The organism is Psychrobacter piechaudii, assembly GCF_900162825.1.
Taxonomy (GTDB): domain Bacteria; phylum Pseudomonadota; class Gammaproteobacteria; order Pseudomonadales; family Moraxellaceae; genus Psychrobacter; species Psychrobacter piechaudii.
The window spans coordinates 1-12988 of sequence record NZ_FUGE01000123.1 but is presented as its reverse complement, the minus strand read 5'-3'; the positions used below and the strand labels follow the sequence as shown (position 1 = coordinate 12988).

General features: G+C 42.8%; 11 protein-coding genes and 1 tRNA gene. 3 read left to right on the top strand and 9 right to left on the bottom strand.

What is annotated here, in order from left to right; translation table 11 throughout:
- Positions 1-53 precede the first annotated feature (53 nt).
- The 3 genes from pyrC (at position 54) to A1019T_RS06500 (ending at position 2246) form a co-directional block, all read left to right on the top strand.
- On the top strand, positions 54-1070 hold the full coding sequence (pyrC, locus tag A1019T_RS06510) for a dihydroorotase (RefSeq protein ID WP_077450934.1): 1017 nt from the start codon (positions 54-56) through the stop codon (positions 1068-1070).
- A 264-nt stretch (positions 1071-1334) separates the two neighbouring features.
- Entirely contained in the window at positions 1335-1982 is a 648-nt protein-coding gene (rnt, locus tag A1019T_RS06505) for a ribonuclease T (protein ID WP_095532575.1), read from the top strand.
- A gap of 188 nt (positions 1983-2170) precedes the next feature.
- Positions 2171-2246: transfer RNA gene (locus tag A1019T_RS06500), tRNA-Glu, on the top strand.
- A 191-nt stretch (positions 2247-2437) separates the two neighbouring features.
- On the opposite strand, the gene ispD is transcribed toward A1019T_RS06500, so the two are convergent.
- The 9 genes from ispD to A1019T_RS06455 form a co-directional block, all read right to left on the bottom strand.
- Positions 2438-3166, bottom strand: a complete 729-nt coding sequence (gene ispD, locus A1019T_RS06495; protein ID WP_077450932.1) for a 2-C-methyl-D-erythritol 4-phosphate cytidylyltransferase — start codon at positions 3164-3166, stop codon at positions 2438-2440.
- Between the two features lie 57 nt (positions 3167-3223).
- Positions 3224-3577: an FtsB family cell division protein gene (locus A1019T_RS06490; protein WP_077450931.1), complete on the bottom strand. Its 354-nt coding sequence runs from the start codon at positions 3575-3577 to the stop codon at positions 3224-3226.
- A 189-nt stretch (positions 3578-3766) separates the two neighbouring features.
- A complete protein-coding gene (gene eno, locus A1019T_RS06485; RefSeq protein ID WP_077450930.1) occupies positions 3767-5083 on the bottom strand; it encodes a phosphopyruvate hydratase in 1317 nt (438 codons plus the stop codon).
- Between the two features lie 244 nt (positions 5084-5327).
- Entirely contained in the window at positions 5328-7661 is a 2334-nt protein-coding gene (locus A1019T_RS06480) for a heavy metal translocating P-type ATPase (protein WP_077450929.1), read from the bottom strand.
- Positions 7662-7880: 219 nt separating this feature from the next.
- Complete coding sequence (locus A1019T_RS06475) at positions 7881-8105, bottom strand: copper ion binding protein (protein WP_077450928.1); 225 nt, start codon at positions 8103-8105, stop codon at positions 7881-7883.
- A 65-nt stretch (positions 8106-8170) separates the two neighbouring features.
- Positions 8171-8419, bottom strand: coding sequence for a heavy-metal-associated domain-containing protein (locus tag A1019T_RS06470; RefSeq protein ID WP_077450927.1), 249 nt, complete (start codon positions 8417-8419; stop codon positions 8171-8173).
- 74 nt (positions 8420-8493) lie between these two features.
- On the bottom strand, positions 8494-9354 hold the full coding sequence (gene kdsA / locus A1019T_RS06465) for a 3-deoxy-8-phosphooctulonate synthase (RefSeq protein ID WP_077450926.1): 861 nt from the start codon (positions 9352-9354) through the stop codon (positions 8494-8496).
- Positions 9355-9614: 260 nt separating this feature from the next.
- Complete coding sequence (locus A1019T_RS06460; protein ID WP_077450925.1) at positions 9615-11243, bottom strand: CTP synthase; 1629 nt, start codon at positions 11241-11243, stop codon at positions 9615-9617.
- 327 nt (positions 11244-11570) lie between these two features.
- Positions 11571-12680 (bottom strand): porin, encoded by a 1110-nt coding sequence (locus A1019T_RS06455; RefSeq protein WP_077450924.1) that lies wholly within the window; start codon positions 12678-12680, stop codon positions 11571-11573.
- Positions 12681-12988: the final 308 nt, after the last annotated feature.

The window sequence follows — 12988 nt, the reverse complement described above, 5'->3', positions numbered from 1 at the left end:
TGGCAGAATTTTTTTTTGACCTACGAACACAAACTGATAAAGAATGGGTATTCATTGACGGAAGTTATGTACGGTGTCATCAACATGCAAGTGGAGCTCAAAGCTTTAATCGTGCTATCTGCATGCCAAACTTGGTTCCACCTGTTAAGAATACCAGTGACGCTTTAGCCTATCGCGAGCGTATTTTGCAAGCTTTACAGCAAGCAGACATTGAAGAGCGCTATAAGCAATCTTTTGATCCTAGAATGACGCTTTATCTGACTGATACCACCACAGTTGCTGATATTCAACAAGCGGCAGAATCAGGCATTGTCCAAGCCGTTAAGCTATACCCTGCTGGAGCAACCACAAACTCAGCCGATGGGGTTACTAACCTAAGCGCTCGTAATGATGTGTTTGAGGCCATGCAAAAGCATGGATTGCCGCTACTTATCCATGGTGAAGTGACCGACTCTCACGTGGATATCTTTGACCGTGAAAAACAGTTTGTTGACACCACTTTAAATAACTTAGTGACTCAGTTTCCTGAACTAAAAATTGTGGTAGAGCATATCACCACAGGCGATGCGGCCGACTTCGTATTATCGCAAGGTGAGCATGTGGCAGCCACTATTACCCCGCAGCATCTCCTATTTAACCGTAACCATTTACTGGTAGGCGGCGTAAAACCGCACTTCTACTGCTTACCTATCTTAAAGCGTCAACAGCATCAGCAAGTCCTGCTTGATGTGGCCACCAGTGGTAACCCTAAGTTTTTCTTAGGCACTGACTCTGCCCCTCACGCTACTCATACCAAAGAAAATGCTTGCGGCTGTGCCGGCTGTTATTCAGCATCTATCGCCCTACCTTTATACGCCACAGCTTTTGATAGTGTGGGTAAGATTGACCGTTTAGAGGGCTTTGCCAGTCAATTTGGGGCACAGTTTTATGGCCTACCAGTGAATGAAGAGTGCATAACTTTGGTCAATGAGCCGATGCAAGTGCCTGATAGCTACGCTTATATGGATCAAAAAACGCTAACGCCATTGATGGCAGGCGAGACCTTGCCGTGGTCTATTAAACACGACTAATCCCTTTTAAGCTTTTAATAAGCGATTTATGAGCTTTTAATTTAGTGGCTTAGTTTAGCTCTAAGCCCCTCCTTTATTTGACACTATATAATGCGATTTTGATTTATGACTCACTCTAATGTAACTGACGATGCCTACCAAAATGACAGTAATAGCGAACCAAGAGTTTGTAGCAACACCTCATCTAACGAAAGCAGTTCAGATGTTACCAGTGCAGAACAAACCACCAATGGTAATGGCTTTGCTCAGCAGCCTGTCCTAAAAATGGTGGATCGTTTCCGTAAGTTTCTGCCTGTCGTTGTGGATGTGGAAACTGCCGGTTTCGATGCCAAAACTGACGCGCTTTTGGAATTGGCCTGTATTCCCATTATTATGGATGAAGAAGGCAGATTTATCCCTGGTGAGCCTTTAAACGCTCATCTTAATCCCTTTGAAGGCGCCAATCTTGAGCAGCGTGCTTTAGACTTCACGGGAATTGATCCCAATAACCCAATGCGCAAAGCCATTGCTGAAGAAGAAAAACCTGCCCTACGTCGTATCTTCAAAGAGCTAAAAGCGGTGCGTAAAGAAAACGACTGTATGAAGTGTATCTTAGTTGGCCATAACGCCCACTTTGACCTATCCTTCTTAAATGCGGCCATTGAGCGTACCAACAGTAAAAATCACAACCCATTTCACCAGTTCTCAGTATTAGACACAGTGACCCTATCAGCTCTAGCCTTTGGTCAAACAGTTTTGGCCAGAGCCTGTAAAGCTGCTGGTATCGAATTTAGTGGCACAGAAGCCCACTCGGCTCTTTATGATACCCAGAAAACTGCTGAACTATTTTGTCATATCCTAAATAGTTATCCGATGCTAGAAAATGCCATGCACAATTTAGTATCTGAAACTGAAGAGGAAGCAGAATCTTAAACTCAGGGCTAACAGAAACAGACTCTAAACCTATTAAATAGGGGCAAACAACCCCAGCAAATCAGGGGTTTGACTTTTTTTTGCAAAATTTTCACTTTTTTCAAAAAAAAGGGTTGACACCCCATAGGTTAATCATTAGAATACGCACCACTTCGACATTAACGGTGAAAGCGGTCGAAGTGGTCTGTGTCCCGTTCGTCTAGAGGCCTAGGACCCCGCCCTTTCACGGCGGTAACAGGGGTTCGAATCCCCTACGGGATACCACTATTTTGTGTTATCTAAGTGAGCATTATCCGATTGATAACTGCTTGCGAAAAAAGCCAAACTCTTTGAGTTTGGCTTTTTTTTATGTCTTTTTTATCTCTTAGTGTTGAAGGCCGGATTTATAGTTTGTTAATTTTATGGCCTATGAAACAGCCTATTGAAACCTCTATTAAATGAACATCAGCCTCTTGCTAACGACTGCTAAGAATACTCTCGATTAGCGTTAAGTCTTCTGCATACGTTAGCTTCAAATTTTGATTATTGCCCGGCACTATCTTAATGGCATGACCCATGGCTTCAAATGCACTGGCTTCATCGGTAATCATCAACCCGTTGCCTGCCACATAGCTCAAAACTTGGAGTAATTTAGCCGCTCGGAACACTTGAGGGGTCTGAGCCTGCCATAGACTACTTCGATCAATGGTAGCCTGAATATCGCCCTCTACGCTCACCTTCTTTAGCGTATCTGCGACAGGAACCCCCAAGATGGCCCCATAAGGGTGCTGCATCGCCGCCTCTATCACCAAATCGATATGCTTGGCCAAGACACAAGGGCGCGCTGCATCATGAATCAGAATCAAATCCTCATCTTTTGCCCCAGCAGCAAACACGGCCTCTACTCCAGCCTGCACTGACTGCCAACGCTCAGCACCTCCTTCAGTGAAAGTCACAGGAATACTAAAGTCTAAGTCTTTGGCAACGCTATCGTCTTTGGCAATGACCAAAAGCAGCTGCTGGATATAGCTGCTGGCCGCCAAAGCGGTGACGCTTTGCTGCAAAATGGTCTTACCATGTACTGGCGTATACTGTTTGGGAATATCAGAACCAAAGCGGCTGCCCTTGCCAGCGGCGACAATTAGACTAAATACTTTGGGTGAGGTGGAATCTGGGAGGGCTGAGGCAGAGGTGGTTGCAGTCAAAATTAATCACTTTTGAATTGATGAAATAATAAACGTTACACTCTTAAACGTTAAACCCTAAGGAATACTTTCAATGGCATCTTCTGGATTAACAGGCGGTGTTGGCTGATTGGTATGAGTCACCGGAGCCGTAGATAATTGCACGAAGGTCTCACCTGGTTTAATCAAACCTAGGTCTAAACGAGCATGCTCTTCAACAGCTTCTAACCCATTTTTTAAATCATTCACATCAGCACGGAGTACTTTATTCTCATCCATCTTCTGATCATTCATCTGCTGCTGCACGGCCATTTCTTCATGCAGTTGCTCTAACCCTGCGCGCCCACTTTTTCCTAGCCAATACTGATACTGCAAGCCTAGCAATACCGCAACAGCAATTAAGAACAACATAAATTGGCTAAAATATTTCATAAGAGGACTTAGGATAAATTAAACAGTGAGCATGAATATGAAAGTGTCTGAGAATACAATACGACTACTCATAAAAGTATAACAGTATCTGTGCAGTCTATAATAGCAAGATTGAGTGGAATCCTAAGGACAGCCACTCAATCTACTAGTCACTCTAGACAACTAATTTAATAAAAACTAGCGGTCTGATTAGCCACGTAAGCCGATGAACTCTTCACGACCACGGTAGCTGGCACGAACTTGTTGTTCGATACGTAATAACTGGTTGTACTTAGCCACACGGTCAGAGCGGCATAGAGAACCTGTTTTGATTTGACCGGCTGCAGTACCTACTGCTAAGTCAGCAATAGTGCTGTCTTCTGTCTCACCTGAGCGGTGTGAGATTACTGTAGCATAGCCATTTTTCTTAGCTAGGTAAATGGCATCTAGAGTTTCAGATAAAGTACCGATTTGGTTAAACTTAATCAAGATAGCATTGGCAATGTTCTTATCAATACCTTCTTGTAAAATAGCTGGGTTAGTTACGAATAAGTCATCACCTACCAGCTGTACTTTGTCACCTAATTTACTGGTTAAGTAAGCCCAGCCTTCCCAATCTGACTCATCTAGACCGTCTTCGATAGAGATAATTGGATACTGTTCCGTTAGTCTTACTAGGTAATCAGAGAAGCCTTGGCTGTCAAAAGTCTTGTTACCCTCGCCCGCTAAGATGTACTGACCATTTTTGTAGAATTCACTGGCTGCACAGTCTAGCGCTAAGTGAATGTCTTTACCCGCTTTATAACCTGTTTGCTCAATCGCTTGTAGAATAACAGTAATCGCTTCTTCGTTACTGCGTAGGTTTGGTGCAAAGCCACCTTCATCACCCACAGCTGTGTTTAAACCTTGAGCTTTAAGAACTGACTTTAAGCTATGGAAAATTTCAACACCAGCACGAAGGGCTTCTGAGAAGCTGCTAAAACCTGTTGGCTCAATCATGAACTCTTGGATATCTACTGTGTTATCTGCGTGCTCACCACCATTTAAGATGTTCATCATTGGCACTGGCATGGTCAATGAAGTTTGACCACGTAAATTTGCTATGTACTGGTGTAATGGGATGTTTTGTGAGATAGCAGCGGCTTTAGCAGTCGCTAATGACACCGCTAACATAGCATTAGCACCTAAGTTGTCTTTATTATCAGTACCATCAAGCTCGATCAGAAGGTTATCAATGGCTTGCTGATCTGTGGCATCACTTTCTAGTAAAGCGCTTCTGATTTGACTGTTTACGTTAGAAACGGCTTTGATAACCCCTTTCCCTAAGTAACGAGACTTATCACCATCACGTAGCTCTAGGGCTTCACGTGAACCAGTAGAGGCGCCACTTGGTGCAGCTGCACGGCCCATCGAACCGTCTGCTAAAATAACATCGGCTTCAATAGTTGGGTTACCACGTGAGTCTAAAATCTCACGAGCACGAATGTCTTGAATTTCAGTTGCGTTAGTAAAAGTTTCTGCGTACATAGCGTCTACAAGCCTCTTTAATTAAGTAATAAGAATAAATTTCGAGCAGGTTACCCAAAGCAATGCGGGTTACTCAAGGGAGTTCTTAACGTATTTTTTTGTGAAAAATAATTTGGCTAATGATAGCACAAATTCCCAAATTCTAGGATGTTTCAAATCGATTACCAAGCAATTATCTATAAATAAAAGGGCTTATTGATGAGCATTTACCAAAAACATAAGCCCCAGCAATTATTGCTACAACTTAAACCTTATGGCGGGTCAAGCGAAGGGCGTTCATTAATACCGAAATTGAGCTTAATGCCATGGCCGCAGCAGCAATCATCGGGTTTAATAAGCCAAAAGCCGCCAAAGGAATGCCCAAACAGTTATAAACAAAGGCAAAAAATAGGTTTTGCTTAATATTACGCACGGTGGCCTTGGCAATGTCTACCCCTGAGTGCACCTGCATAATCGAGTCACCCATTAATCTGGCTGAGGCACTGTGCTTGGCCACCTCTGTCCCTTCTAACATAGCAAAGCTGGCATAAGCTGTGGCCATTGCCGGCGCATCATTAACCCCATCCCCTACCATAGCCACTTTATGACCCACTGCTTGGTGCGCCTCAATCCACTGCGCTTTATCACGAGGTTTAAAATGACCATGGGCCACTTGGATATCTAAATCATCAGCAACCTGCTGCACCACTGATGGCTTGTCACCACTTAACAGTACCACTTCTAAGCCATCTTGCTTCAAGGCTTTAACCGCTTGAAGACTTTCTTCTTTTAGCTCATCGGCCAAAGCAAACATACCCAGCGGCATTCCCTCGACACTGACTGCAATGGTACTGGCTATTTGCCATACTTTGGGCAATGTTTTGGGCAGTTTTAAGCCCACAAATTCAGGAGTGCCTACTTTTACCTCACCAAAGCCTTCTACGACAGCTTTTACCCCAAGCCCAGATACCACATCCACCTTATCAGCTACAAGCAGAGGTATGTTCTTAACTTGAGCGGCATTTACCACAGCCGTTGCTAAAGGATGGCTGACATGGGCTTCGACACTGGCGGCTAACTGAAGTACATCATCTGCTTTAATTGCTTTGTTGACCATCATTGAATCAACAATATGCGGCTTACCTTTGGTCAAAGTACCGGTCTTGTCAAACACAACCGTATCTACACTACCGGCCATCTCTAAGCTTTGAGCGTCTTTGAACCATACCCCATGACGAGCCGCCACGCCCATGCCGGCCATAATGGCCGCCGGAGTAGCTAGCCCCAATGCACAAGGACAGGCAATAACCAGAACTGACACCGCATGCAAAATAGCTTTGTCCATTGCCCCGGTAATAGATAAGGTCAACCCAAACGTGACCAAGGCAATCAGGACCACCACCGGCACGAATACCGCCGCTACTTTATCCGCCAGACGTGCCAAATCCGCTTTACTACCTTGAGCCTCACTCAGGGCCTTTACCATATCACTTAACTGAGTATCACTGCCTTTTGCGGTAACTTGATAGTTGAGGCTACCGTTTTCAACCATGGCACCAGCCAGCACTTTATCGCCTTTATTTTTGGTAACAGGAACCGACTCTCCGGTTAAATGACTTTCATCACACCAGCCTTCGCCTGAGATGACAATGCCGTCTGTTGCCACTCGTGACCCTTGCTTAGCGCGCAATACATCCCCTTGTTGCACTTCATTTAAATTTACCTGCTCAAAGCTTAATTCTGCATCTCTGGTCTCAGGCTGTATTGCTTGCTGCGGTTTACCAGTAACCAATCTCTCCACTGTGGTGGGTGTCAGCTCTAGTAGCAGATTAATGCTATTTAGGCTGTGCTTCTTGGTACGCTGCTCTAAGTATTTACCCAGCTTAACGAAAGCGATAATCATCACTCCGGCCTCAAAGTACACCGGAACATGAGCCGCACTATGGCTGGTAATTTCTGACCAACTTAAGGCGAAACTACTGCTATCTAATAGGTTGACGCCTAAGCTCTCTAACCAAATATAGGTAGAATAAGCCCAAATGGTTACCGTCCCAATAACCACCAATACATCCATATTGGCCAGACCACCTTTGATAGAAGCCCAAGCACTACGGTAGAAAGGACCGGCCAATCCTAGCTGAACAAACGTGGCCAATAGAAACTGTATCCATAATGCCGGCATCCAGCTCATCCCTTGACCTAGCATCATGCCTGCCATACCGATCAAAAAAGGAATCATACAAATCCAGATCAGCACCAAGCGCCAATCCATAGATTTATCCGCCGCCTGAGGGATTTGGTTATCCGTCATAGGCACTGCAGTAAATCCTGTCTTACTGACCCACTCGCTAATCTGCGCGGCATTGGACTGACTGGCATCATAAGAGACGTTCAAAGTCTCGCCAGCAAAACTAACGCTTGCTGAAGCAATGGCTGGTTTTTTATTTAAAACCTTTTCGATACGAGTGGCACACGCTTGACACGACATGCCCTCAACTTGAAACTGGGCTTTCGCTAGGTTCTCAGTAGCGATTGGCGGTTTATTTTTAGCATTATTTTGATTGTTATTATCGTTATTTGTAGCTTGCGAAGTGGACATGACAACACCAAGGTTAACTAAGTGGAAATAAAAAGAAATAACTCGCGAAGAATTCTAGACAGGATGCGCCGTATAATCAATGGATGTAAGGATTAACTGTTTGCTAGGCCTTTTAAACTATTAGAATTTTGATTTATAAAATAAAAAGTTTAAAAACAAAAAAGCCAGCACAAAGCTGGCTTGTCGGGCTAATAAAACAAAATTATTAACCCTTTTGGCTTATTCGCCTGCAACTACCGCATCAAAGCCTGCCTCTTCAATAGCTTCTACTATAGCATCAACGGCTACTGCTGAGGAATCATAAGTCACTGAAGCTTTATTGCCTTCTAAATCTACTTCTACTGATTGCACCCCATCGAGCTGTGTTAAGGCGCTGTCAACGCTTTTTACGCAGCCACCACAAGTCATACCGTCGATATTAATTACACGCGTCTCTGTACTCATTATCTACTCCTTATGATTCTTTATAGTTTTGGCTTATATTTAATTTATATTCTACTTGATGCTAACTAGTTTTTTGGATTGGCAGGAGCATCCATTGGAAAAGGCTGAGTGACATAATCTACCATACTGACGGCCGCCTTAATAGCATGGATAGAGGTTTTGGTATCTTCAAACTGCACAACACCTGTGTCAGTCTCAGGGGACAGTTCGGCTGATTGAACACCATCGATATTTTTTAAGGCGGTAATGACGCCTTGAATACCTTCAGCATCATCTATATTTTCGATACTAAATTGGACCTGTTGAATGGCCATACTGCCCCCTCTGAGTTATTTATAAGTTATTTAGTGGATTAATTATAGGATTAACTTAATATCAGCCTATTAGATTAGTGAGTATCTAATACGCTAAAGCCTTTTACCAAATCATCGATCTGTTTTAACTGCTTTAAGAACGGTTCTAATTGGCTCATTCTTAACGCACAAGGACCATCACATTTTGCTAATTCTGGCTCTGGATGAGCTTCTAAAAATAATCCTGCTAGACCTGTTGCCATGCCCGCACGAGCCAAGGTGGTAATCTGCTCACGGCGCCCACCAGCACTGTCACTGCGCGCACCAGGCTGCTGTAAGCTGTGCGTCACATCGAAAAACACGGGCACATCCATCTTTTTCATAGTATCAAAGCCAAGCATATCTACCACTAGGTTATTGTAACCAAAGGACGTACCACGCTCACAGAGGATAATTTTATCATTGCCTGCTTCTAAGCATTTATTGATGATATGGCGCATCTCATGGGGGGCTAAAAACTGTGCTTTTTTGACATTAATGATGGCCCCAGTTCTTGCCATGGCTTGAACTAAGTCTGTTTGGCGGCTTAAAAAAGCAGGTAACTGAATGATATCGGCTACTTCTGCCACTGGCTCAGCTTGGTATGGCTCATGCACATCGGTAATAATTGGCACCTTATATTTTTCTTTGATTTGACCCAACCAATCTACACCTTTTTCTAGGCCAGGACCACGGTATGAATTTAGGCTAGAGCGGTTGGCTTTATCAAAGCTTGCCTTAAAGACATAGCCAATGCCCAAACGATTACAGATATCGATGTAACCCTCGGCAATTTCAAAAGCCAATTCTTTTGACTCTAATACGTTCATACCGCCAAACAGCACAAAAGGCTTATCATTGGCGATGGTCATATCATTTAATTGAATTTGTGATTGTGCTTGAGTTAATGCAGTCATAAAGGTCTCTTTTTTTATTATCTAAATGTTCTAAATCCGACTAAATATTCTAAATCTGAACGGTCTAAGTATGAACTTTCTAACTTTAAAAGGCGATATATGGATTGTAGTACAAGCTAAGTCAAATACAAACCTTATGTACAAAACACCAAACTTAGCTTAAGAAACAAAAAAGAGGTTAGGATAGCCCAACCTCTTTTTATAAAACGGATTATCAAAACAAAAACCCGTTTGCTTGTCATTCACTAATTGCTATCAGCTTACTTTTGGTTTTTTATTGCCGCTTCTATAAAGCTTGCGAATAAAGGGTGACCAGTTCGTGGCGAGCTGGTAAACTCAGGGTGGAATTGCACCCCGATAAACCAAGGATGATCGGCAATTTCTACTGACTCAACCAAATGCTGTTTGGCAGAGTAGCCTGAGATGCTCATACCCGCTTCTTCTAATGGCTCAATATAGCGGTTATTCATCTCATAACGATGACGGTGACGCTCAGTGATAATCTTAGAGCCATAGATTTGATGTAGCTTAGAGCCTTCCACCAATTCTGCCTTCTGACTACCTAAGCGCATGGTACCGCCTAAGTCTGAGTCATCATTGCGAACTTGTAACTCGCCTTTTTCATCTAACCACTCAGTGATTAGACCAATAATAGGCTCTTCGGCTTGACGATCAAACTCAGTTGAGTCGGCTCTTAGCCCTAACTTGTTGGTCGCAAATTCGATAACTGCCAACTGCATACCCAAACAGATACCCAAGAATGGAATATTGTTTTCACGGGCATAAGTGATGGCACGCATCTTACCTAATTTGCCACGCTCACCAAATCCACCGGGTACTAAGATAGCGTCGGCCTGCTCTAGTTGCTGAACTAGGCTGTCGTCAGTCTCTAACGCTTCAGCATCAACGTAATCAATCTCAACCTTAGTCTTGTGGGTAATACCTGCATGCAATAAAGCTTCGTTGATTGATTTATAAGCATCGGGTAGCTCTACGTATTTACCTACGATAGCTACAGTCACTTTACCTTCAGCATTCAACAGACGATCAACCACTTTATCCCAATCTGATAGATCGGCTTCTGGGGCTTCAATACCAAAGCGCTCTAGGATAATATCGTCTAAATCTTGCTCATGTAGCGTACGTGGAATCTGATAAATACTATCAGCATCTTCACATAAGATAACCGCACGCTCTTCTACATTGGTAAATAGAGCAATCTTGCGTCGGTTGTCCTCACCAATAGCATGCTCAGAGCGACAGATCAACACGTCTGGCTGTAAGCCAATTGACCGAAGCTCTTTTACTGAATGCTGAGTAGGTTTAGTCTTAGTTTCGCCCGCACTTGAAATGTAAGGCACTAAAGTTAGATGCATAAGCATGGCACGATTTCGACCCAGCTCAACTTGCATCTGACGAACCGCTTCCATAAACGGTAGTGATTCAATATCACCCACAGTACCGCCAATTTCTATAATAGCGATATCATGCCCTTCGCCACTGGCGTGAATACGGTGTTTGATCTCATCAGTGATGTGCGGAATAACTTGTACTGTGCCGCCCAAATAGTCACCACGGCGTTCTTTGTTCAATACAGTTTGATAGATACGGCCACTGGTAAAGTTGTTGGTTTTACTCATTTTTGAGTGGCGTAAAAAGCGCTCGTAATACCCTAGGTCTAAATCCGTTTCAGCACCATCCTCAGTAACGAATACCTCACCGTGCTGGAAGGGGCTCATGGTACCTGGATCAACGTTGATGTACGGATCCATTTTGGTCATGGTAACTTTTAGGCCACGTGCTTCTAATACGGCCGCTAAAGAGGCTGCGGTAATACCTTTACCTAGTGAGGACACAACCCCACCGGTCACAAATATAAATTTAGTCATAGTTTCAGTCTTAATGCGACAGTCGCAAGTTGGTAAAAAGAGATTTTACTAAATTTGAGGGAGAATTTACAGGGTTGACTTTGTATTAACTTTAAGATTGCAATTAGATAGGCAGGATATATTGATACACTCATCAAAAACCTTCAGATTTGAGCCTGACTATAGTAATACACAACAATTGTCAGGGGCATAGTGTAACAGTTTCTTGCTGTGTAGACGCATGAAAATAGGTATGGTTTTAGCAATCATTGCTAATTTAAAGTTTTGACCCATAAAAAAACTCATCCCGAAGGGATGAGCTTTTTGAGAATAAGATTCTAATTTAAATTAGAATTTGTATTCTAGACCGCCACCAACTGCGAACACTTTACCATCTACATTGTCATAATCAGCATCGTTTTGACCGATATAAGCATGAGCAATCATGTTTTTCTGATAGTAGTACTTACCACCTACAACGATTTGATCTGAATCAAATCCGTTTTGACCGTAAAGGTTAGAGGTGTTGTTATACTGTGCATAGATAGTAGCTGGCTTAGCAAAATTAGTTAGACCCATTTGAGCACTAACTACATAACCTTTTTCTTTCTTATCGCCGTAATCATAGTCAGCTTCTTGATATAAAGCACCTAGCGTTACAGGGAAACCTGAGTTGAAAGTAGCTAGGTCTAAAGTAGCGGTACCACGGATTAAATCACCACCGTTAAATTTGGTTTCGTATACTTTTTTACCATCTTCTAATTTAGGTGATCCATCAGCATTGAATACTTGGAATTCAACATCACTACGAAGGTTTAAGTCTTTTTCATAGGCAAGACCGAAAGTATAACCAGCACCTTGGTCAAACATTAATGAAGCACCCCAACCAGTGTTTTTCTCACCAGCATAGTCGTCGTCATTGCCATACATAGCAGCGAACTGTACTGGTACACCGTCAAATTTCGGTGCCATCCAAACGATAGAGTTTGAGATACGGCCACTGTCTGCCATGTTTAAGGCAGCAACTTTTTGCTCGTCGCCTAATTTAGTAGAACCTAAGTTATCCCAGTAACCTTCGTTTACTACTACGTTGTTGATGTAGTCCGTAGTTGATTGGTTTTTACCGGCACGGAATTCACCAAAGGTGTTGTTTTTTAGACCTAAGTAAGTATCACGGTTTTTGAAAGTTTGATGGTCATCACCATCTACATCAATACCGTATTCTAATTGGTACACTACGTCAGTATTAGCAGATAATGGCTCTGAACCTTTGAAGCCTACACGTGAACCTTGTGAGTTGATCTCAACACCATTCTCATCATACTTCTCGTTACCGCCTTTAAGCTCTTCATCAACGTAATCAGCTGTTAAAAAGATTTTTCCGTAAACGGTAGGAGCAGCGTTAGCCGCAGATACAGATAGAGCAGCAACAGCTGATGCTAAAAGTAGTTTTTTCATGGGGTAAATCTCCACTTTACAATTTTAGTTATGGGCTGCCCTAACAAGCTAACGCCCAGTTTCTTCCATAAAAGATCTAAACTTTACTTGTACCTAAAAAAAGAGACAAACTTAGTTAGAACTGACTTAAATATGATTATGGCAACATTATGTGACATATCTGTTAAATGAGTAACTGAATTTATCTATTCGTTTCATATTATAACGATACCCCACTCTCAACACTTTATTAGCAATTCAAACTGAAGAGGCGGGTTACCAAGCTTTTTATTTAAAATAAAACAGAAGTTATGCGCTAGGATCTTACG

Coding starts and splice junctions, on each gene's coding strand:
- A1019T_RS06490 (WP_077450931.1), bottom strand. CDS start 3,577: ATGAAATATTTTAGCCAATTTATGTTGTTCTTAATTGCTGTTGCGGTA.
- A1019T_RS06480 (WP_077450929.1), bottom strand. CDS start 7,661: ATGTCCACTTCGCAAGCTACAAATAACGATAATAACAATCAAAATAAT.
- A1019T_RS06470 (WP_077450927.1), bottom strand. CDS start 8,419: ATGGCCATTCAACAGGTCCAATTTAGTATCGAAAATATAGATGATGCT.
- A1019T_RS06460 (WP_077450925.1), bottom strand. CDS start 11,243: ATGACTAAATTTATATTTGTGACCGGTGGGGTTGTGTCCTCACTAGGT.
- A1019T_RS06475 (WP_077450928.1), bottom strand. CDS start 8,105: ATGAGTACAGAGACGCGTGTAATTAATATCGACGGTATGACTTGTGGT.
- eno (WP_077450930.1), bottom strand. CDS start 5,083: ATGTACGCAGAAACTTTTACTAACGCAACTGAAATTCAAGACATTCGT.
- rnt (WP_095532575.1), top strand. CDS start 1,335: ATGGTGGATCGTTTCCGTAAGTTTCTGCCTGTCGTTGTGGATGTGGAA.
- kdsA (WP_077450926.1), bottom strand. CDS start 9,354: ATGACTGCATTAACTCAAGCACAATCACAAATTCAATTAAATGATATG.
- A1019T_RS06455 (WP_077450924.1), bottom strand. CDS start 12,680: ATGAAAAAACTACTTTTAGCATCAGCTGTTGCTGCTCTATCTGTATCT.